The organism is Desulfuromonas acetoxidans DSM 684 (assembly GCF_000167355.1).
GTDB lineage: Bacteria > Desulfobacterota > Desulfuromonadia > Desulfuromonadales > Desulfuromonadaceae > Desulfuromonas > Desulfuromonas acetoxidans.
Window position 1 is genome coordinate 159,579 of record NZ_AAEW02000007.1, and the last position, 19,786, is coordinate 179,364.

Genomic DNA, 19,786 nt, shown 5'->3' on the forward strand with positions numbered 1-19,786 from the left:
ATATTTTTAAGTGCTTGATTCTGTAAGCAAGACAGAAATCGCATTTTCGGCTTGCGTCTTTGAAAAGCCCCAGGATGGAACTGTTTCAACAGCCTGCTAGTCTTGGTCCAAGGTCTCCAAGGGGGTGTCTTGTGGGTCCTGCTCCAATTTACGTTTTTTCTTTTCTTCCTTTTTAGCTTTTTTTGCGAGTTCTTTCTGGCGTTTTTCATAACCGTAATTCGGTTTTTTGGCCATCGCGCTGCTCCTTCTATCAGGTTGTTCGCTCACACTGCTGAAGTGAGCAGATAGTTAGCGGTCTTACTATCAAGAAAAAGGCCCCGCAAATAACTGCGAGGCCCCTTTGCTGATCTATGAAAAATCCGAACTAAATTCTGCGCACGTTCGCAGATTGGGGACCTTTTTGACCATCGGTCACGTCGAAAGAGACGCGGTCGCCCTCAGCCAGAGACTTAAAGCCGTCGCCTTGAATTGCTGAGAAATGGACGAATACATCAGGACCATTGTCCTGTTCGATAAAACCAAAGCCCTTCGAATCGTTAAACCACTTTACTGAACCTTCTGCCATTTTTTTCTCCATGTTCCTTCTGGAACCTTTTTGTTGTACAAATCCCGCCCTATCAAAAAACAAAAAAACACACACCCAAGAGGGCCTGTGTTTTTGATCCAGATCGACACCTTGTCCACCTGGCGAGCGATAAAAATTTCCACAAACTTAGCTTAAGTAGTCAAACAGTAACACGCTTAGCTTCCGAATAGCAAGGCCTATGTCGCTGTTGCACTTTCAGCACGGAGAAAACATTCTATTTTCCAAGGTAAAAAGATAAGTATACTGTCCCCGGAACTCCCGGGAACTCCCGTCCTCGGAACTCCTAGTGGTGAGGATTGTTTGGAATTACGAGGCGGGCTGATCGAGGCATAGTGGTTTTTTATCCTGAGTTATGAGTATCTGGAATAAAATAAATCGGAATAAAATAAATCCGTCCCCTTTTCTCTGCATAAATTTTTTACCAGGCTATTAATGTTAAAACCTCATTATTGCTTCAGCAACAGACACAACGCGACCACCGACTTCGATCCCCTCCTGCCCTCTGTCTCCGTGAATGTGAACGTGCAATATACTTCGACGCCCCATTTTTGTCCCCTGTTCGCTTGTAAGCCTTGTACCAGCGGTGCATGCAACAAGCCCATGCTGCATCATGTATGCGGCAAGCGGGCCTGTTGAGCTTCCAGTTGCCGGATCTTCTGCAATGCCGTACTCAGGAGCGAACATTCGGGAGTAGGCTCCATCAGGAGTCGGTGTAAACACAAAGACACACATAGGTTCAGGATAGTCTTTTCTGAGAGCAGCGGAGCCACGAGAATCGAGCCAAGCGCGATCGACTGCGTCTCTGTCTTTCAACGCTATGAATACTGTAGGGTTACCCGCACTCAGGAGTTGGGGGGTGACAGGAAGGAGATCGCTTGTATTAAGCCCCAATGCAAGAGAGCAGGCAGTCCGGTCGAAAGTTATTCCCCTGCTGATAGGAGGAGTTTGTAGCCAAATCAACGGACGTATGCCCGTGTCAACACGGACCGGTACGGGACCGACTTTTTCCTCAAGCACGAAGTGCTCGCTGTCTGCTGGTATGATTCCCTCGTCCAGAAGAACAAAACTTGTGCCAATAGTAGGATGGCCAGCAAAATCCATCTCTTTCGAAGGTGTAAATATCCGTACGCCCACCGAGCAGTTAGTCCGGGTTGCCGGAATGACGAAGCTCGTTTCTGACAGATTTAGTTCTTTGGCGATCTTCTGCATGGTTATATCGTCGATTCCAGAAGCATCTGGAAATACGGCAAGAGCGTTTCCTTCCATTGCCTGATCCGTAAAAACATCAACGACTCGATAACGGTATGAGCGAGCACTACTCATTGTTTTTTCTCGTGTTCTGACATCTAACGCGTCCCTCTCAAAGCGGTTGTTCGCTGTCTTTATCATTCCAACCCAGAAAACATCTTAAAATCTCGTTTAATTTTTCAGGATCACCGTGCCCGTGAAAGTTTTGTCTTCGATTTTGCAAGAAATCCAATCATTGTCATCTAGCTCGGAATCCTTCCCAATCCCATATTCAATCACAGGAAAGGAGCACATAGGGGACGTAGTTGATTTTTTGATATTTAGGATAAAATATCTCTCAAACGGGCATCCCCATCAAATACCTTTTGACCTCGTTGAACGGCACGGCTCACTGCTGAAGGAGTGTAGCACAAAGCCTTGCCGACAGCATATCCCGTCATCCGGTAGTGACGAATGGCCACATAGCAAAGCACAGCCTTAGCCGTACTTACCCTGCGAGCCTTGTTCGGCAAGACCAACTCTGTGACATCCAACTCAAAATAACCTACAACGACTTTTTTGAGCTCATCAAATGACCGACTTGCCTCAACCGGCTTCTCTTCACCAAGCACCCGCTCGACAAATGAACCACCGCCAAGAATACGATCATCATAGCTGTCTTCATCCGTTAACGAATCGTCCAGAGACTGGCTGACCCGCCTACCGCCCATGGACAGTGGAGAAACTTTCTGGAGTAATCCGTCAGCAAGAAACTGATAATAGGCCTTACGTGCCACGCTCTTCTTACCGGAAAAAAGGGATAAAACGTCCTCATCCTTTACAAGACAGAGTTCCTTCCTGCCGAGAATCTGCCGATGACCGCTCCAGTGATAATCAGCCAGGGCGTTCATATCCGTAACCTTACCAGCACGAACAGGGTTGAGATGGATATAGCGCACCAGTTCCAGCAGATAGACATCACTATCACAGACAATCGATTTATAGCGATTTTGGAACAGGTGTCCGGCACGTTTATGGCGCAGATTAAAGCTGACGGCGTAGCCAGTTAGAAGGCGACGCATCAGGATGGAAAGGGAGATTTCTGTCGGTATCAATAACAGGTGGACGTGATTATCGAGAAGAGCCCAGGCATAACAAGCCGTTGAGGTTTCTTCTAGTAGGCCAGATAAACGTCGGACAAAATCTTCGCGATCGTCGTCAGTGATAAAAATATCGCGACGTTCGATTCCTCTGACAATCACATGTTGCAAGAGTCCGGGTATGTCGATTCGGGCATGACGTGGCATAAGTGAAGGGTAACCGAGAATGTCAAAATATCAACTACGTCCCCTATGGTCCGTCGAGGTTTCTTCTAGTAGGCCAGATAAACGTCGGACAAAATCTTCGCGATCGTCGTCAGTGATAAAAATATCGCGACGTTCGATTCCTCTGACAATCACATGTTGCAAGAGTCCGGGTATGTCGATTCGGGCATGACGTGGCATAAGTGAAGGGTAACCGAGAATGTCAAAATATCAACTACGTCCCCTATGGTCCGTCCGGAATTCACGGAATTCACGCGCTTAGGTCTATTCCGTCCGGTTGATGCGCTTGTTAGCCCAACGAAATATTTTGCAATAGAGACTTCAGAAATTTTGAACCATTGGCGCTGAACAGCCAGATTAAAACAAAAAGATTCAGCGCAGAGGTCACCCAAAAAACGAATCGAAAAGATTCTTTTTGGTTTTTATGACGTAATATCTGTTGAGCTATCAATGCACCAGGCCAACCTCCAGCCATAGAAAACAGATGCAGTGTACTTTCTTGCGTTCTCCATGCACCTTTTTGCGCAGCAGATTTGTCAAAAGCATAGGTAAAATAAGTAATTATGCTCAATGCAATGTAGGCAATGAAAATATATATTGGCAAATCCCCCACAAAAACTGATGCGGCGACAACTCCTAAAAATAATATCGCTATCGTTATAGGTAATTTTGCAGCTTTTTTACTTCCGATCTTTTCTGTTCCATCTCCTACGCGAGTTGCATTTATGGCACAAGGACGGCCTTGTCTGTCTACGGACTCACTATAATTAACTAATTGCTCAACTTCAGGTTGGCGATGCCGATTGCTGAAGTCTTTAATATGGACAAATATTTGTTTTGAACCTGAGTTCGGTAAAATAAAGCCGTATCCCTTGTCTTTATTCCATGATGTAATCGTTCCTCTTTTGCGCATTTCAAATCTTCTATTGGCCAACGCCCGGGCTCAAGGACGGCGGCGCGTCGGCGCTGACGTCCCGTGGAGCCCATTGTTAGACCTGTTCTTGCCTGAGACACGTATTCCTTTGTCCGCAAGTACGCCCAGACTCACGGGATCTTTAACTTTTGAGCACACTCTACGAAACCGGAAGTCGTTATTGCGCTGAAAATAATCAATACATAGTGCATAAACTTCCATGTTATTTGTGATTTGCATAATCTGTAGCATGATATCCCTAGCTTCTTTGCTGCAACTATTGGATAGGAGACTTACGACTTGTGAGCCTTGATGCTGTACATCAATTTTTCCAGAATTAATATTGCGGATGATTTCCTTAACCTTGGCTGGAGATAATGAAGAGAAGAAATCAGCATCGATGGCGCCTGAAGCAATCATTTTCTTAAATTCTCGCTTAACCCCATAGGACTCGCCCACAACTGAAAATATTGAAGCAATAAAAGCTAGGTCAATTGTCAGATTGGCCGCATATGCATATGTTTGTGCAAAAATACCTTGCATTTGAATATTGGACAAATTAATTGAATATGACCCAAAAAGACCAAAAGTAATGCCATCTATGATTGATTGAATAAGGAATAAGAGCATCCCATAGAATGTTATTTGGCCAAATCCAAACATTGGAGATGCCGTGGCAATAACTGTACCAACGTGAGCAAATATAAAAACAAATAACGAATTAAATGCAAGAACACCCCATACCGAGTATGCTTCGAAATAGTATTCTTTATGATGTGAGTAGTCATCTGTCAGCAACCTAAATCTGCTAAAATAAGTAAAGTAATACATGCCAAGTGACGCACAAAGAAAAGCACAAATTAAAATTGAAATATATAAATAATGAGGCATAATGGCTATGCTAATAGCCAACAAAAACGACAAAGCCACAAAAAGAAATAAGGAAAAATGTTCTTTATATATGCGCTTTATTCGCGCAATGTGTCTTACCATATTTATAGTGCGCATTATTAAAAGAGGAACAAACTAGTAATCGCAATACTAGGTAATATAATGAGCAACACAAAAAATCCTAGGCAACCAGAAGGTTGTTTGCTGGTCTGCTTTTCACGCCACTGCCCATGACAGGATTTGCAATAAAAGCTTCTTGCCCCCTTTTCCCACGCGGAGACCGTGCGGCGGTTGTGCTTTACTTGAACACCGCACCCGGAACATGCATACGGATCGCCTAGATTGGGTTTCGAAGCTTTAGATGCACCTCCTTTAAGCAGGGCATATACAATCACAGCAATTACAACTAAAACTATCAGTCCTTCCATTCTTAAATTATCCTCTTTGTGTTATTTGTACTGTTCTAACGCCTGCGTAATAGGCGCGAGCTTGCGAGCGTCCTAATTGACGCACTTGTTAGCAGTTGCCTCATAGCGATAATGGAGCCCCTGCCGCAATTAGTACTTTTCTCGCAACGTACTGCATTAACTCGATGTCAAAAAATAGCAACTCAGCCTCTTTAGAAAACGGCAACAATAATTCAACTTCACCTTCAGAGCTTTCGCCTTTTGTATGGACAATTTTACAGCGAATATCGTATATGAGATCTGCCACAGGAGCTCGTAGATCAGCACCAGAGTTATTCAAGGGTAATTTATGATCAGTTAGACCTTTCTGTTTGGCGGAGAAAAATTCAGCGCGCTGCTCATCTTCTTGCAGAAACTCTCTTAAATCATTGGTATCAACGCAAGCATTAATCGTAGCCCTTAACTGAGAGCGCTCATCACCAAACCCCCTTCCGTGCCCGGAAACTGCCGTGAGCACTTTTCCAATATCGCCATCTCGATCAGTTCTAAATGTTGGGTCGGGTTATACCCCGTTTCTACGGACGGTTTGAAAACAACTGAAACTCCATATCACGTCTAGCAATCCTTTTCCTCATTCGTGGATTATGGAAGCGTTCAATATAGTTGAATAGATCCGCTTTGGCGGCATCCATTGTCGGATATCTCATCCGATTTGTGCGTTCTCGCTTGAGAACACCAAAGAATCCCTCGCAGGCTGCGTTATCTCCACAATGACCAACAGCACTCATGGAGCAAACCAGGGCGTTCTCCTTCAAGAATCTTTGGTAGTCCGTGCTGCGAAATTGACTGCCGCGATCCGAATGCAAAATCACATGGTTACTTTCTTGACGTTGCCACACGGCCATTTCAACGGCACGGATCACCATCTGCCGGTCTTGGCGATGGTGCATTGACCAGCCAACGACCAACTTGCTGAACAGATCGATGACAACACACAGATAAAGTTTTCCTTCGCCGGTCTTGAGTTCTGTGATGTCTGTGACCCATTTTTGTTCTGGTTCCAATGCCTTAAAATCACGCTGCAACTGATTCTGAACATCGGCAGGGACTACAACTGGTGTGTGATATCGACCTCGTTTTTTCTTTCGCGGCCAGCCTTGAAGTCCGGCTGAAGCCATCAAACGAGCAATGCGATTTTTACTTGCAGTCTCTCCGGTTTCCCGAAGGTCTTCATGCATACGCGGAACACCAATGGCACCGTTGCTGTCTTCATGGATTTCACGAATGCGCTTCAGTAGACGCTCGTTGTCAATCTGTCGTGTGCTGGGGGATCTTTTCTCCCAGTCATAATAACCACTGTGAGAAACTTTGAGGCAACGACACATCAAGCGAATAGGAAATTCATTGCGACAACGTTGAACCGCCTGATACTTCAGGACGACTCCCTGGCAAAGAACGTTGCCGCTTCGCGTAAAAAATCCCGTTCCTTTTTTACCCGGGCTAATTCACGTTTAAGAGCTGCAACCTCATCATCTCTGGGATTTCCAGTCCCGCCAAAGGCATGGCGGCCCTCTGCCTCAGCCTCTCGCTTCCACCGTGAAAGCAGGTTGGCATTGATACCGAGTTCTCTTGCAACCTGAGCGCAACTGACATTAGGCTGGCAAGCCTGTTCTACTGCCCCACGTTTAAATTCCTGACTGAATTTTCTTCTCTTAGACATAAACACTCCTTTAGCCCACTATAGGCTTTTTTGAAGTGTCCGTAAATTCGGGGTAGAACCCGGTCTTTCAAAATTGACCTAATTCTTCGCCTCGCTTCTTCTTGGGAATAAGTGGGGTAGTAATACTCAATTACCTGATAGAAAGCTAAGAACTGAAGAAGTGGCATACCTAACGCACTTCTACCATACCAATAAAGAGAGCTTGGCCCTTCATCAAATTCTATTTTAGGGAATTCCAACTCTGCACGCTCATGTGGTCTGCGACGAGGTCTATGACCTGGACGTCGAGTGTGCCTTCTATCTCGCACAAGAGAAAGCGCAAACCCATCTTGAAGATCAAGCTGAAAAAACAAAGAATCGCTTAGCTTTCGTAGAATTTGTAGACTTTGATTATGCTGTGAAATGTTTATGCCAGAAATCTTTACTGATAATGCGCCATTGCGACCAAACGGTCCTCTAGCGAGCATACGCATAGCACCAGAGGCTTCGCCTATTTCAATTTTAATGGATCGACCAAGGTAATTTTCTTCTAGCACGATGGGCTCGATTTCTTCGCCCTCTGATACTTCTCCAAATATTCTTCTTTGAAGAAAATGACGAGGCATACCATTAATGGGACGAATTACAGCCTCAATTAAATTTTCTGAATAGTTAGCTATAGCTACAAACTCTCCAAGAAAGGTATATTTCTCGAAGTCAAAACTGAGTATTTCAGTTATTGCTTCTGAAGAACTAAATGAAGTCCACCTTTTATCTCTTCCGTTAGGCATGCCCACTGCAACGTAAGTATCACCATCAAAATACTCACGTAATTCAGCCTCAATACCAGCATCATTGCAGCGTTTAATAAGTTTTTGCTGAAGATCCAAAAGCACTTCAGGATTTTCTTGCTCTTCTATATCTTCTATATCATCTACGGTTAAATCTTCAGACATTCTCGTTCCTTGTAGTGACTGCTAACAATAAATGGACAGTTTCTGTATAAAGCTGCAAACACAGAAGGTCCGAGCTATATATAATTCCACGCTAACATACTGATGACTCTTCCGTTACCATACATTTCAATATGTTACAACCGTTATGGCCAATACCCTTCACGGGATAGGCAGATCTGCCTATCCCGGCTCAAAGTCTATCTAAGGGACAGCAGGGGACGTTGTTAACATTTTGACATTCGCACAAACGCCAAAATCTCATATCTCAGGACCATCCCATCATTTGCAATCAAAACAGGCCTTTGTTTTCTTTTCCCTTTTTCCGACCCCTTCAAACATGTTATGGAATCGGGAACTTTTGATTCTTAGCAAACAATAGCAGCCACATTACCACCACGCCTTCTAATGATAAAGTCACACATTGACCTAATTTAAATTTAGCGGAGTTCCATACATGCCCCTCCAACCTCTTCTCGGCCTCGGCGTATTCATCCTCATCGCCTGGCTGATCAGCGAACAGCGCCGCCGTTTTCCAGTACGACTGGTCATCATCGGCCTGGTGCTGCAACTCATCCTCGCTGCCCTGCTCTTTCATGTGCCCTGGTTCCAAAGCCTGTTTCTGGTACTGAACAAAGTGGTGCTGGCGTTAGAAAACGCCACGGCTGCCGGAACCAGTATGGTGTTCGGCTATCTGGGCGGTGGTGCTTTGCCGTTTCAGGAGCCTTTTCCCGGTAGTGCGTATATCCTCGCCTTTCGCGGTTTGCCACTGGTACTGTTGATCAGTGCGTTATCCTCGTTGCTGTTTTACTGGCGGCTGTTGCCACGCATCGTGCAGGGCTGTTCGTGGCTGTTGCAGAAAAGCCTGAGCATTGGCGGGGCTGAAGGTCTGGGCGTGGCGGCGAATATCTTTGTCGGCATGGTGGAATCACCGTTGATCATCCGTCCGTACATTCAGCAGATGACACGCAGCGAGCTGTTCACTTTGATGAGCTGCGGCATGGCGACCATTGCGGGGACGGTGATGGTGCTCTATGCCAGCATTCTCAGTTCGGTGTTGCCGGACATCATGGGCCACATCCTCACCGCGTCGCTGATCAGCGCCCCGGCGTCGGTAGTGATTGCTAAGATCATGGTGCCGGAAAAGGACGACACCACCCATGCGACCATGGTGCCGGACACCAATGTGCGCAGCAGTATGGATGCCATCACTCAGGGCACGGTGCAGGGTGTGCAGTTGCTGATCAATATTGTGGCGATGATTATTGTCATGGTGGCGTTGATTGCCTTGATCAACAGCCTGCTTGGCGTATTCTTTGAGGGAGTGACCTTGCAGAGTGTGCTTGGTACGCTGCTGGCTCCGGTGGTCTGGCTGTTGGGCGTGCCGTGGCAGGAAGCTCCGGCGGCAGGTGCGCTGTTTGGCACCAAGACGGTGATCAACGAGTTTGTCGCCTATCTGAATATGACCCAATTGCCGGAGGGCACCTTGAGCCAGCGCAGCCTGTACATCATGACCTATGCCCTGTGCGGCTTTGCCAACCCCGGCAGCCTCGGCATTATGATCGGTGGCATGGGAGCCATGGCCCCGGAGCGCCGTCATGAGATCGTCGGTCTCGGGGTAAAATCGCTGCTGGCCGGAACGCTGGCCACCAGCATGACCGCCGCCATTGCGGCCCTGATGTTGCCGACTCTATGATCAAACGTTTTGGAAACGCACCGTTTAACCACGCCAACATCCGGTTGTTTATCGCCTTCCGGGTGTTTTACAACGCGCGGTTTTACTACCCCGTTTTCACCATTCTATTTCTCGACTTTGGCCTGACTCTGGAGCAGTTCACCCTGCTCAACGTGGTGTGGGCCATGACCATCGTACTGCTGGAAGTACCGTCTGGCGCGTTGGCTGACCTGTTCGGTCGTCGCCGCCTGCTCATCGCCACGTCACTGCTGATGATTGCTGAATTGTCGCTGATCAGTTTTGCGCCCAGCACCCAGCCGGAGTGGATCTTTTACCTGTTTCTGGCCAACCGACTGCTTAGCGGTGCGTCGGAAGCCATGGGCAGCGGCGCGGATGAAGCCCTGGCCTACGATACGCTGGTGGCTGCCGGGCAAAAGGACTTGTGGCCCAAAGTGCTCGACGTGCAGCTCAAGGTGCAGCAGATCGGCTTTATCGTTGCCATGACGCTCGGTGCATTGGTCTACGACCCGGAGCTGCTTAACCGCATTGCCGGATGGATCGGCTTCAACGGCGAGCTGACGTTACGCAACACCATGCGCTATCCATTACTGCTGACCCTTGGTTCAGCCCTGGTCACGCTGGTGCTGACCCTGAAAATGACCGAACCACCTAATGCCGACCAACCCGAACAGCAGGGCTTTTTCGCCACAGCCTTTGCGACGACCCGGTTGATCATCGACAGCGCCAAGTGGATCTGGCACACGCCGTTTGCCCTCGGCATCATTCTGTTTACCATGCTGTTTGATCACATCATCCGCATGCTGCTGACTCTCAACAGCCAGTATTACCGCATGATCGACATTCCCGAGGCGCTGTTCGGCGTGATCGGCTCGTCCATGTCGGTGATGGCTTATTTCATCCCGCCACTGGCGGTATATGCCGCCAGTCGCTTCCGCCCGGTGGCGAATCTGAGCTGGATGAGCGTGTTGATGATGATCGGTTGCGCCACTTTTGCCCTGTTTATCCCTTGGTACGGGGTGTTGCCCATGGCGCTGGTATTTGTGGTGTTTATGTTCAACATGTTTTTCGGCAGCCATTATCTCAATCAGGTCACGCCGTCCCACATGCGCGCTACTGTGCTGAGTTTTCGTGGCCTGAGTTTTAATCTGGCCTATGCCGGAATCAGCCTCGCTTACACCGGAGCCTATGCCTGGTTCAAACAACGCGCACCATCAACATTGAATGAAGCGCAACTGGAACGCCACACGTTCATGGTCACTTCGGAGCAATTTGTCTGGTATTTTGTTATGCTGTTGATTGTATTAAGTGGTGTCGTGTTCATTGCGCAACGCACAGCTCGCCACAGAAACAACGAATCGCAAAGCTCATAAGGACAACGTTATGTTGAAATATTTCACTTTGGGCCTACTGCTTACGGTCCTGCTGTTTGGCTGTAACTCACAAACCGACGATCTTCCGACTCCGGTGAACCCCATCCCGGAAAAACCCGCCACTCCGCCCGAGGAGTCTCCGCGTCCAGCACCCATTGTACCTAAAGAAGTTCCGATTCCTACACCGTCTCCAGTTAAACTGGAGGTGCAAGAACAAACCTTGGAAACACTAGCTCAACCCAAAGACACCTCTCTGCATGACGAAGCCCCCACCAAGCAGACCAAGGCCGCGAAAGCGGATAAAAAAGTCAATGTCAGTGGTGGAGTGCTGATGGATGAGAAGGTGGAAAAGCTTCAAGACAGTGTCAGTGGTGGAGAAGTGAAGGTAGATATCAAACTGGATTAATCATTTTATCTTTACATGCAAAATCAAGGTCGCCGGGAAGCATCCTGGCAGGTGCCATCCTTTTATAAGCCGACTAAAGGATGCAAAACCGGCTTTTGGAAACGGCCCTCCGGGGGTCGCAAACCCACCGACAATGAATCACTTTACGTTGTGCTTCACGGGTTCGGCTCGCCGCCTTTTCTTATTATCGCAGCGTAAGCGAGTGGAGTGAGGGAACTCGCAGGGCGCAATGGTCGGGAGTCGATTGCGCTACTCTTGTCGACACAAAAGCAGCCCGACGGGTGGGCGCGGAAACCCACGTCACGTGCCTACTAAGCCACAAAAACAGATGAACTTCGCCAAAGCAATCAGCAAGATACCGACAGATTTTAAATTTGCGTGAGGGATCATGTATCAAATCCCCCCAATACACACGAGAAAAACGCACTAAAAAACAACTTACAGCTTGCACTACCTTGTCGCCCATGCTAGTGTTACTGCATCTTAAGTAAGTTTGTGTCGCTAATTTAGCTCTCACCAGCCTGACAAGGTGTCAGTCTGGCTCATAAAAGCACAGGCCCTTTGGGCGTGTGTTTTTTTATTATTGTCGAGAGCAGACACACTGAAGCAAGTTCCCACGGGAACACAATGGAGAAAAGAACATGGCAGAAGGTACAGTAAAATGGTTTAACGACACTAAGGGTTTTGGATTCATCGAGCAGGACAACGGTCCTGACGTATTCGTGCATTTCTCTGCGATCCAAAGCGAAGGTTTCAAATCCCTGGCTGAAGGCGACCGCGTCTCTTTTGACGTAACTGAAGGTCAAAAAGGTCCCCAATCAGCAAACGTGTGCAAAATCTAAATCATTTTGACACTGTTTGATTGTTTAAAAGCCCCGCACATTGTGTGGGGCTTTTTTTGTTTTGGCCACAGACAAACCAGACAAAGTCGGACCTAACAAAAGAAAACCTGAATCTCTGCTCTTGGAACAGCCTGGAGATTTCTGACTTTTTCGGTGGCTAAAGAAAGTTTAGCTTTTGCCTCTCCTCTTTGTTTCAGCGTCTCAACAGCACGCAAACTTCATCACACAAATCTACCGCATAAAAAAATATACAATCCCTCCTTTGGCGTATGGATTTATCATACTGTCGTTAACCCATTGAGATCATTTGCCCCAACTCAATTTTAGACATCCGCCTTGGATGAATTATTTCTAAATGTGCATATTTTATCTATACACTCACAGTGGTTATCACCACCCCAGCCCTCACAAAAACATTCGAGATTCTCTTTTACAATCAGCATCTTAGAGACATAAAACATCACAGTTTAATTCTTGGCACGTCTCTCGCTATATCAGAAAGGCAAGAACAACGCACAACACTCAATAACGAGTACAAGCAGCGAACATTGCATAACCATAGGAGGACGTCATGAAAGCCCTGAAAAAAATCGCCACCAGCCTGATACTTCTCGCAATCGCAGCCGTTCCGGCCTTTGCCGGACAGGAATCTTCCGACAGTGGTCTGCTGACCTGGTTGTTCCTCGGCTTTATCGGTCTGATCGTGGTCGGTCAACTCATCCCGGCCCTGGTCATGGGCTTCGGTATGGTCAAGGGCGTTCTCGGACACTCCGACGATCACAGCCATAAGCACAACGCTTAACTCTTTATTTAATGTCATTCACAGCACAAAACACGAAAGGAACCAAAACCATGAAAGCACTTAAAAACATCACTCTGACTGCTCTGTTGACCCTGATGATGGCGTCACCTTCTCTGGCCGCAACCACTGCCGGCCGCGTCGACAACAGTGGATTTCTGGTCTGGGCGTTTCTCGGCTTCTGCGCCCTGATCGTTGTCGCTCAACTGGTCCCGGCTGTTCTGGTGATGTTCGGCATCGTCAAAGCTGTTGCCAGCCCCAAAGAGCACGCCGAACAGAAATCGCATTAAGCGTGCTTTTGAGGTTAGCGTTGCACTGGATGCCCCGGCTCCCACAACCGGGGCATCGCCTCTCACACAGGAGAGCGACCCATGTTACCCGTGATTATTGCTTACCAGTCTCCTGCTGAAACCGACGCACTGATGCAGTGTGTTGAAAAGGCCGGGTGTGTTGCCAAACCCGTCGCCACACTCAATGAAGCCATTGATGCGTTGCGCGAAGAGGAGACGGCGATCATGCTGCTGGGCAAAACCTTTGACGGCAGTTGCGTGCTGGATGTCATCCCGATCTTCCGCTATCTGCAGAAGCATCTGAAAATCATCCTGCTGGCTGACGATGCACAGATGGGCTTTTTGCGCCAGGCGCGTGCCGCAGGGATTTTCTATCACGCCATGGAGCCGCACGACGAAGAGGATTGCCACGAGTTGCAACTGGCCCTGGAATGCGCCCGTGAGGTGTGTGAAAAACAGGGCAGGAGTATCTGGAAGAAACTGGCACCGGTTTTTGGTGGTGCCAACTGAGTTAAAAACCACGTTTGCCTAACGCGACCAAACTATTTTGATATTTGACATGCTGTGATGAATGTGTCCGGCGCTCCCGATAAGGAGCGCCTTTTTTTTATTCAAAATAACCTCAAGCATATCGGTCATGTTGATCTACACACACAAAAAAGGGTCGCCGAATAATCGACGACCCACGAAAGAGTGATGGCTGGCAGGGCCAGTCGTCACCGCAGAGGACTTCCTGAAACGCTTTCGAGCTGGAACAACTCGACCATCAACTCAGAAAGCTCGGTTTTCTTGTCGTGCAACTCTTCGCGAATGGTTTCGTTAATGGCTGCTCGACCAACCAGAAAGGTGATATCACGACGGACACCACCTATTTCAGACTGCACATCCCGAATCTGAATTTCGTTTTTATTTTCTTCCTCAACAGTCTGTTGCTCCTCGTCTGCCTGCTTTTGCATCTGCTGTAACGGAGACATCTCCTGTTCATCCTCCGGCTGTTCCTGCTGCTGCACTGCCTGATTGGAGGAATTTTGTGTGACAACAGGAGTTTCCTCTTGCGTGCTTACAGCCTGTTGCGATAGAGCTTCGGCTTCCTCAGGGGTGGATGTTTCACCACGTGAGACCAGACGTAACGGCGATGCGGTTGTCTGGGTTAGATTATCTGCAGAGTTGGATCGGGATGTTGTGCGCGGCGCGAGCGTTGTCGGCGTTGAGGTGACCGGTGGCATTTGAGCAGAAAGTGAACGTGCTTCAGCGGAGATCTGCACCGTATCCCCAGAAGGGAGAACCGTCAGACGGGTTTCAGGCTGGCGTGATTGTGCCGCCTGAGTATCGACCACATTAACAGACGCCTGAGAGACGCTGGTTGTGGTACCGCTGAGTGCTGAGACATTCATAACCGACTCCCGCGAACAGGTCTTGACGGACCTGATACTGCGTAATGCACACGATGGATAAATAGTAGCGTAATTTAGTGAAAACTCAAGTCATGTAAATCAACATTACAATATTACAACAGTTTCCAAGTATTTGACAATAGGTTGGAAACAATCTTTTTGATAATTCTTTTCCTTTAAAACAGCATGCATGTGTACAAACAACGCTCCGCTGAAAAAAAAGAGTTATTAATTTTATCATGGTTCGATCTGACTTCTGTTTACTGAACCTGTTGCTTATTTCTTCCTCTAAAGTTAGACAACGTATAACTATTCAAATTTACGTAATATTTCTCTAAAAAAATCTCCCAAGAACCTAGCGGTGTTTAACCGAAGCAGAAAAACAGTTTGCCTTTCTAGAGTAAATACTCTATTAGAGTAATAACTCTAACGCCAAAAAGACAGGGGGATACAATGAAAATCTTACTGATCCAACCGACCGGCCACGAACCACTCATGGACCAGATTTATCTGTTTGAGCCTTTGGCATTGGAATATCTGGCCGCAGGACTGCTGCTCGACAATCATGACGTGCGCATTATCGATGCACGTATCGAACCTGATATTAAAGCAATAGCCAATGATTGGAACCCGGATATCGTGGGTTTGACGGCATTTACCAGTCACGTGAACATCGCCCGTTCTCTGGCCCTGCAGTCGCATCAGCTATGGCCGGATTGTTTCGTGGTTATCGGTGGCCACCACGCCACAGTGCAACCAGAGGACTTTAACGACGATTGTTTTGATGCGGTGGTGATTGGCGAAGGTGTTTTTACCCTGCGCGAAATTGTCACAGCAATCGAGCACGGCGGAGCTCTGATTGATATTCCCGGAATTGCCCTGCCATGTGACGAAGGGATGATCTATTCGGAAACGCGACCCTATACAGACCTTAATGCCCTCCCTTTTCCGGCACGAGAGCTGACAAAGCATTATCGTGCTCACTATTTCAGTGAATGGTTCAAGCCTCTGGCATCTGTGCGCACCTCTCTCGGCTGTACGGCACGCTGCAATTTCTGTGCGTTGTGGTCGATTACCGCTGGTAAATACCTGCGGCGTGACCCGGATCAGGTGGTTGAAGAACTAAAAGGGATCGACGAACCCAACGTGTTCTTTTGCGATGACGAGTCGATGTGTGACAGCAAACGAATGGCCACACTGGCGACAAAAATCCATCAGGCGGGCATCCGCAAAAACTATTTTCTCTATGCGCGGGTAGACACCATTGTGCGTCAACCTGAGCTGTTTCGCCAGTGGGCAGCTATTGGTCTCAAACAGGTCTTTGTCGGTATGGAGGCTTGTTCCGATGAACGGTTGCAGCGGATGAACAAAGGTGTGACGGTGGCCGAGCAGGAACAGGCTGTGGCGATCCTCAAAAAAATTGGTGTAATAATGTACGCATCATTTATGGTTGATCCGGACTATTCGCATCAGGACTTTGACGCTTTGATCCGTTATATCCGCCGTCTGAAACTGACTTATGCAACGTTCACCGTGATGACACCGTTACCGGGCACGCAACTCTACCGCGACCGAAAGGCTGAATTAATTTCTCATCAACCGGAAATGTTCGACATGTTGCACAGTCTTTTCGCCACCCACTTACCGGACAAAGAATTCTATCATCAGATGGCTCGACTCTATGAAAAGGCTGTGCCCCTGTATCGGGTGTTACCGGCGTTGGCGAAATTCGGAGTCCACGGACTGGTGCTGCGGATAAAACTGTTTCAGCGTTTTCTCAAGCGACTGCGTCGAGCACATCTTGATTACTGAAGACAACCGGCGTATTCTTTCTAACATGAACACCAAACAGCGCATTATCGAAACCGCCGTGACTCTGTTCAACGATCAGGGAACCAAAGCGGTCACCACCAACCATATCGCTGCGGCCATGGGCATCAGTCCCGGAAATCTCTATTACCATTTTCGCAACAAAGAAGAGATCATCCGGGCGATTTTCGAGCAAATGGACGTCGTGGGGATGGAACAATACCAGAAGATCATTGCCAAGGTTCCAGCTGGGTCGCTACAGGCGATGGAAGAAACCTTTGCAATGATCCAACGCTTCAACTGGCAATACCGTTTTTTCAAGCGGGAACTGACCGCCCTGCTGCTCAATGATTCGCAACTGAAAGAACGATACATCACGACACACCGTACGTTGCGCGCCATAGTACGCCATTCCATTGAAAGTAGTGTCGCCCAAGGGATTCTCCAACCGATGTCAGATGAGGAACTCGACCTGTTTGTCGAAGAGGTGTGGTTAGTCACGTTGTTCTGGCTCAATTATCTGGAAGTTGGCGGGGAGCAAGTTACCGAGGCTGCTCTGACGCGGGGCAACAGTGTCGTTCGCCAGGCAGTTCGCTGTCGTTTGACGGAAAAAGGGCTAGCCTTGCTGGAAAACTATCTGTCGTCATTACCGCAGGATGATTCAACCACCCCATAACGGCGATTAAGAAACTGCATCACCACCCCCTGCAGCCAGGCGGCAATGAGGATGTAGACCTCAAGGGTCACGGTGAACAACAGGCCGAAATAATCAACCATTAACGGCAGCAAAGGCACCTTGACGGCTCGGGCATAAAAATACGTGACCAACACGCCTTCCGGCACCCCGCCACGACGCAGGTCCGACAACATCGGATACCACAGATACATGGGCCCATGGCTCATGATCCCAGCAATCATAGCAATCCCCCAACCGCGTCGCGCTCCGTGCTTTTTGAACAAATGCACCATTTTCTTCGGCGGCAACCACCAGTTGATCAGAGCGTTAATGACCACCACCAGGGCAATAATCGGTAGAATTTGTGCAAGAATCTGCCCGGCACGCTGCAGCGATAGCCACGCCTGCTCATCATGCGTTACGACCAAGGAAACATAGGAGATTGCCACCAGCGATAAAAAACGCAGGCCTTTGAATTTAAAGGGGGGATTCTGTGCAGTCATTGCCACCATCCCACAGTCCAACTGGTGAGCGTTGCTACAGCCAGAGTACCGACAAACGCCAGCAGATTCCGAATCAGGGTAAAACGACCACCAAAAGCTTCGACCTCCATGGGAATTTGAATGAAACCGAGGGTCACCCAGGCCAGAATAAAGGCGGTCACCGCATACAGTGAGACCCCCTGGCCCAACATTTCGCCGCCGAGCAGATAACTGACAATTGGATTGCCGGCCGCGACGGCACCACAGCCAGTCCCGATCAGCGTATCAACAAAGGCATTCCCGGTAAAAAAGCCAACCAGACGTTGTGGTGGAATCAGCGTTTGCAGCATGGCCACCAGCCCCACCACACCGAAAATCATCGGCATCATTGCGGCAAACGAAAGAACACTTTTCTTTAAACTATGGCGCATAACTTTCCTATTGAGAACAACGGGTTGAACCTCATCGTTTGGAGGACCCGTGAAGACATGGGAGCGTATAAGCTACCACAACACCTTACGGGATCAGGCCCAAAAAGCAAAATGGTTGCGTGCATAGTCATTTTTTTAAAATGGTGCTACGATGCAAAACCTTGCAACCATGGCGTCAGCTGCACAACACTATTCGTTTGACATGGAGTGCGAATGTCATACAACTCACTGAAATCACTCACACCAGCCCAGGCCCTAGTCCTTTATTATGGAGTCGCCATTCTCGCCGGAGCACTGCTGCTCTGTACCCCGTTGGCAGCGGTCGGGCCTCACCTTTCGTTCCTGGATGCGCTGTTTACAGCAACTTCGGCCCAATGTGTTACCGGTCTGAGTGTCGTCGATACCGGCACCCGGTTATCGGGGTTTGGCCAGGGGGTCGTGCTGGCCCTAATTCAGGTGGGTGGTCTGGGTATTACCACCTTTTCCGTGTATCTCTTCATTTATCTACGCGTCGGCGTCAGTATCCGCGGTCGCTGGATCATCAATGAAACTCTGTTGCCAACACCGGTCAGCTCATGGCGCGATCTGATTCGCAGTATCTTCTTGACCACGTTGATCATCGAGACCTTGGGGGCACTGTTGCTGTCCTTTGTGTTTGTGCCGGATCTCGGTTTGAAACAGGGGATCTACTCTGCCGTTTTTCACTCAATTTCAGCGTTCTGCAATGCTGGTTTTTCGCTGTTTCCCGACAGTCTGATCGGTTACCGCAACAATCCTTTGGTCAATGTAACGATCATGGCATTGATCATTCTTGGCGGTATCGGTTTTCTCGTCATCCGCGAGTTAGCCGACGCCTGCAAACCACGGCAAAACCCGTTGCAACCACGCCGTTTTTCGCTGCACACCAAGCTGGTCATCTTAACCACAGTGTTTCTGATCATCTATGGTGCCGTCACCATCGGCTGGTTGGAGCGCCATGACGCCCTGGCACACATGTCCACTGGTGAAGCGGCCTGGACGGCGTTATTTCAATCGGTGTCGGCGCGGACCGCCGGCTTCAACACCATTGATCTGGATCTGCTTCGTGTGCCGACATTGTTCCTGATGATCTTCCTGATGTTCATCGGTGCGTCACCGGGTTCAGCAGGCGGCGGTGTTAAAACCACCTGTCTGGCGTTGCTGTTTATTCTGTTTTACAACCGTTTAAAGGGCAACCCCAACACCAATGCATTTGGCCGCACCATACCGGAAGACGTTATTTCCAGGGCGCTATCACTGTTTCTGCTGGCCATGATTGTTATCGGCTTGGCGCTGTTCGGCTTGCTGATTGCCCAAAGCCCGGATTGGGCGCATGAAAATCCACGCGAATTTCTTGGCTTTATGTTTGAAACCGTCTCGGCCTTCGGTACGGTTGGTCTATCCATGGGCTCCACGGGCCAACTTAACATCGCCAGCAAATGCATTGTCATTGCCCTGATGTTTATCGGCCGGGTTGGTCTGTTGACCATGGCGTTTGCCATTGCCAGACGCACCCGGTCGACAGCACCACGTTATGCCGAAGAAAATATCATGATCGGCTAAGGGAGAGAA

At 48.5% G+C, this 19,786-nt stretch carries 22 protein-coding genes and 1 pseudogene; 10 read left to right on the forward strand and 13 right to left on the reverse strand.

Features of this window, described 5'->3' with window-relative positions; all coding sequences use genetic code 11:
• Positions 1 to 96 precede the first annotated feature (96 nt).
• The 10 genes and pseudogenes from DACE_RS18455 to DACE_RS07550 form a co-directional block, all read right to left on the reverse strand.
• Positions 97 to 234 carry a hypothetical protein gene (locus tag DACE_RS18455; protein ID WP_176290282.1) on the reverse strand — a complete coding sequence of 46 codons (138 nt, stop codon included), beginning with the start codon at positions 232 to 234 and terminating at the stop codon, positions 97 to 99.
• Positions 235 to 364: 130 nt separating this feature from the next.
• Positions 365 to 565, reverse strand: a complete 201-nt coding sequence (locus DACE_RS07510) for a cold-shock protein (protein WP_005999925.1) — start codon at positions 563 to 565, stop codon at positions 365 to 367.
• A 456-nt stretch (positions 566 to 1,021) separates the two neighbouring features.
• The gene (locus DACE_RS07515; protein ID WP_162013595.1) at positions 1,022 to 1,909 is read right to left on the reverse strand and encodes a PhzF family phenazine biosynthesis protein; all 888 of its coding nucleotides are present in this window, start codon (positions 1,907 to 1,909) and stop codon (positions 1,022 to 1,024) included.
• A 245-nt stretch (positions 1,910 to 2,154) separates the two neighbouring features.
• The gene (locus DACE_RS07520; protein WP_162013596.1) at positions 2,155 to 3,075 is read right to left on the reverse strand and encodes a transposase; all 921 of its coding nucleotides are present in this window, start codon (positions 3,073 to 3,075) and stop codon (positions 2,155 to 2,157) included.
• Between the two features lie 352 nt (positions 3,076 to 3,427).
• Positions 3,428 to 4,051: a DUF1294 domain-containing protein gene (locus DACE_RS07525; protein WP_040366490.1), complete on the reverse strand. Its 624-nt coding sequence runs from the start codon at positions 4,049 to 4,051 to the stop codon at positions 3,428 to 3,430.
• A 30-nt stretch (positions 4,052 to 4,081) separates the two neighbouring features.
• The gene (locus tag DACE_RS07530) at positions 4,082 to 4,942 is read right to left on the reverse strand and encodes a hypothetical protein (RefSeq protein WP_155809032.1); all 861 of its coding nucleotides are present in this window, start codon (positions 4,940 to 4,942) and stop codon (positions 4,082 to 4,084) included.
• Positions 4,943 to 5,061: 119 nt separating this feature from the next.
• Positions 5,062 to 5,370 (reverse strand): hypothetical protein, encoded by a 309-nt coding sequence (locus DACE_RS18110; protein ID WP_155809033.1) that lies wholly within the window; start codon positions 5,368 to 5,370, stop codon positions 5,062 to 5,064.
• 100 nt (positions 5,371 to 5,470) lie between these two features.
• On the reverse strand, positions 5,471 to 5,866 hold the full coding sequence (locus tag DACE_RS07535) for a hypothetical protein (RefSeq protein WP_005999935.1): 396 nt from the start codon (positions 5,864 to 5,866) through the stop codon (positions 5,471 to 5,473).
• 50 nt (positions 5,867 to 5,916) lie between these two features.
• Positions 5,917 to 7,069 (reverse strand): annotated as a pseudogene (locus tag DACE_RS07540) (IS3 family transposase); the annotation flags it as partial.
• The gene (locus DACE_RS07550) at positions 7,021 to 8,004 is read right to left on the reverse strand and encodes a hypothetical protein (RefSeq protein ID WP_005999938.1); all 984 of its coding nucleotides are present in this window, start codon (positions 8,002 to 8,004) and stop codon (positions 7,021 to 7,023) included. The gene DACE_RS07550 and the pseudogene DACE_RS07540, both read right to left, overlap by 49 nt.
• A gap of 454 nt (positions 8,005 to 8,458) precedes the next feature.
• On the opposite strand from DACE_RS07550, the gene DACE_RS07555 reads away from it, so the two are divergent.
• From DACE_RS07555 to DACE_RS17190, 7 genes are all read left to right on the forward strand, one after another.
• Positions 8,459 to 9,697 (forward strand): NupC/NupG family nucleoside CNT transporter, encoded by a 1,239-nt coding sequence (locus tag DACE_RS07555; RefSeq protein ID WP_005999940.1) that lies wholly within the window; start codon positions 8,459 to 8,461, stop codon positions 9,695 to 9,697.
• The gene (locus DACE_RS07560; RefSeq protein WP_005999943.1) at positions 9,694 to 11,067 is read left to right on the forward strand and encodes an MFS transporter; all 1,374 of its coding nucleotides are present in this window, start codon (positions 9,694 to 9,696) and stop codon (positions 11,065 to 11,067) included. The genes DACE_RS07555 and DACE_RS07560 overlap by 4 nt, the downstream gene beginning before the upstream one ends.
• Positions 11,068 to 11,077: 10 nt before the next feature.
• Positions 11,078 to 11,473, forward strand: a complete 396-nt coding sequence (locus DACE_RS07565; protein WP_005999944.1) for a hypothetical protein — start codon at positions 11,078 to 11,080, stop codon at positions 11,471 to 11,473.
• 641 nt (positions 11,474 to 12,114) lie between these two features.
• Positions 12,115 to 12,315: a cold-shock protein gene (locus tag DACE_RS07570; RefSeq protein WP_005999946.1), complete on the forward strand. Its 201-nt coding sequence runs from the start codon at positions 12,115 to 12,117 to the stop codon at positions 12,313 to 12,315.
• A gap of 571 nt (positions 12,316 to 12,886) precedes the next feature.
• Positions 12,887 to 13,117, forward strand: a complete 231-nt coding sequence (locus DACE_RS07575) for a hypothetical protein (RefSeq protein ID WP_005999948.1) — start codon at positions 12,887 to 12,889, stop codon at positions 13,115 to 13,117.
• Positions 13,118 to 13,167: 50 nt separating this feature from the next.
• The gene (locus tag DACE_RS07580) at positions 13,168 to 13,404 is read left to right on the forward strand and encodes a hypothetical protein (RefSeq protein WP_005999949.1); all 237 of its coding nucleotides are present in this window, start codon (positions 13,168 to 13,170) and stop codon (positions 13,402 to 13,404) included.
• Positions 13,405 to 13,485: 81 nt separating this feature from the next.
• Positions 13,486 to 13,914, forward strand: a complete 429-nt coding sequence (locus tag DACE_RS17190; protein WP_005999951.1) for a hypothetical protein — start codon at positions 13,486 to 13,488, stop codon at positions 13,912 to 13,914.
• A gap of 206 nt (positions 13,915 to 14,120) precedes the next feature.
• On the opposite strand, the gene DACE_RS07590 is transcribed toward DACE_RS17190, so the two are convergent.
• The gene (locus DACE_RS07590) at positions 14,121 to 14,798 is read right to left on the reverse strand and encodes a hypothetical protein (protein ID WP_005999953.1); all 678 of its coding nucleotides are present in this window, start codon (positions 14,796 to 14,798) and stop codon (positions 14,121 to 14,123) included.
• 453 nt (positions 14,799 to 15,251) lie between these two features.
• On the opposite strand from DACE_RS07590, the gene DACE_RS07595 reads away from it, so the two are divergent.
• Complete coding sequence (locus DACE_RS07595) at positions 15,252 to 16,610, forward strand: B12-binding domain-containing radical SAM protein (RefSeq protein WP_005999955.1); 1,359 nt, start codon at positions 15,252 to 15,254, stop codon at positions 16,608 to 16,610.
• 25 nt (positions 16,611 to 16,635) lie between these two features.
• Entirely contained in the window at positions 16,636 to 17,283 is a 648-nt protein-coding gene (locus DACE_RS07600; protein WP_005999957.1) for a TetR/AcrR family transcriptional regulator, read from the forward strand.
• On the opposite strand, the gene DACE_RS07605 is transcribed toward DACE_RS07600, so the two are convergent.
• Both DACE_RS07605 and DACE_RS07610 read right to left on the reverse strand, forming a co-directional pair.
• Positions 17,241 to 17,786 (reverse strand): hypothetical protein, encoded by a 546-nt coding sequence (locus DACE_RS07605; protein ID WP_005999959.1) that lies wholly within the window; start codon positions 17,784 to 17,786, stop codon positions 17,241 to 17,243. The two genes, DACE_RS07600 and DACE_RS07605, sit on opposite strands and share 43 nt — an antisense overlap.
• Positions 17,783 to 18,196 (reverse strand): hypothetical protein, encoded by a 414-nt coding sequence (locus DACE_RS07610; protein WP_005999961.1) that lies wholly within the window; start codon positions 18,194 to 18,196, stop codon positions 17,783 to 17,785. Before DACE_RS07610 ends, DACE_RS07605 begins: the two co-directional genes overlap by 4 nt.
• Before the next feature lie 213 nt (positions 18,197 to 18,409).
• Here DACE_RS07610 and DACE_RS07615 point away from each other — a divergent pair, with 213 nt between their 5' ends.
• Positions 18,410 to 19,777: a TrkH family potassium uptake protein gene (locus DACE_RS07615; protein WP_005999963.1), complete on the forward strand. Its 1,368-nt coding sequence runs from the start codon at positions 18,410 to 18,412 to the stop codon at positions 19,775 to 19,777.
• Positions 19,778 to 19,786: the final 9 nt, after the last annotated feature.

Excerpts from the sequence above, each read along its gene's own strand:
- DACE_RS18455 (WP_176290282.1), bottom strand. The coding sequence starts at position 234 with ATGGCCAAAAAACCGAATTACGGTTATGAAAAACGCCAGAAAGAACTC.
- DACE_RS07510 (WP_005999925.1), bottom strand. The coding sequence starts at position 565 with ATGGCAGAAGGTTCAGTAAAGTGGTTTAACGATTCGAAGGGCTTTGGT.
- DACE_RS07515 (WP_162013595.1), bottom strand. The coding sequence starts at position 1,909 with ATGAGTAGTGCTCGCTCATACCGTTATCGAGTCGTTGATGTTTTTACG.
- DACE_RS07525 (WP_040366490.1), bottom strand. The coding sequence starts at position 4,051 with ATGCGCAAAAGAGGAACGATTACATCATGGAATAAAGACAAGGGATAC.
- DACE_RS07530 (WP_155809032.1), bottom strand. The coding sequence starts at position 4,942 with ATGCCTCATTATTTATATATTTCAATTTTAATTTGTGCTTTTCTTTGT.
- DACE_RS18110 (WP_155809033.1), bottom strand. The coding sequence starts at position 5,370 with ATGGAAGGACTGATAGTTTTAGTTGTAATTGCTGTGATTGTATATGCC.
- DACE_RS07550 (WP_005999938.1), bottom strand. The coding sequence starts at position 8,004 with ATGTCTGAAGATTTAACCGTAGATGATATAGAAGATATAGAAGAGCAA.
- DACE_RS07555 (WP_005999940.1), top strand. The coding sequence starts at position 8,459 with ATGCCCCTCCAACCTCTTCTCGGCCTCGGCGTATTCATCCTCATCGCC.
- DACE_RS07560 (WP_005999943.1), top strand. The coding sequence starts at position 9,694 with ATGATCAAACGTTTTGGAAACGCACCGTTTAACCACGCCAACATCCGG.
- DACE_RS07565 (WP_005999944.1), top strand. The coding sequence starts at position 11,078 with ATGTTGAAATATTTCACTTTGGGCCTACTGCTTACGGTCCTGCTGTTT.
- DACE_RS07570 (WP_005999946.1), top strand. The coding sequence starts at position 12,115 with ATGGCAGAAGGTACAGTAAAATGGTTTAACGACACTAAGGGTTTTGGA.
- DACE_RS07575 (WP_005999948.1), top strand. The coding sequence starts at position 12,887 with ATGAAAGCCCTGAAAAAAATCGCCACCAGCCTGATACTTCTCGCAATC.
- DACE_RS07580 (WP_005999949.1), top strand. The coding sequence starts at position 13,168 with ATGAAAGCACTTAAAAACATCACTCTGACTGCTCTGTTGACCCTGATG.
- DACE_RS17190 (WP_005999951.1), top strand. The coding sequence starts at position 13,486 with ATGTTACCCGTGATTATTGCTTACCAGTCTCCTGCTGAAACCGACGCA.
- DACE_RS07590 (WP_005999953.1), bottom strand. The coding sequence starts at position 14,798 with ATGAATGTCTCAGCACTCAGCGGTACCACAACCAGCGTCTCTCAGGCG.
- DACE_RS07595 (WP_005999955.1), top strand. The coding sequence starts at position 15,252 with ATGAAAATCTTACTGATCCAACCGACCGGCCACGAACCACTCATGGAC.
- DACE_RS07600 (WP_005999957.1), top strand. The coding sequence starts at position 16,636 with ATGAACACCAAACAGCGCATTATCGAAACCGCCGTGACTCTGTTCAAC.
- DACE_RS07605 (WP_005999959.1), bottom strand. The coding sequence starts at position 17,786 with ATGACTGCACAGAATCCCCCCTTTAAATTCAAAGGCCTGCGTTTTTTA.
- DACE_RS07610 (WP_005999961.1), bottom strand. The coding sequence starts at position 18,196 with ATGCGCCATAGTTTAAAGAAAAGTGTTCTTTCGTTTGCCGCAATGATG.
- DACE_RS07615 (WP_005999963.1), top strand. The coding sequence starts at position 18,410 with ATGTCATACAACTCACTGAAATCACTCACACCAGCCCAGGCCCTAGTC.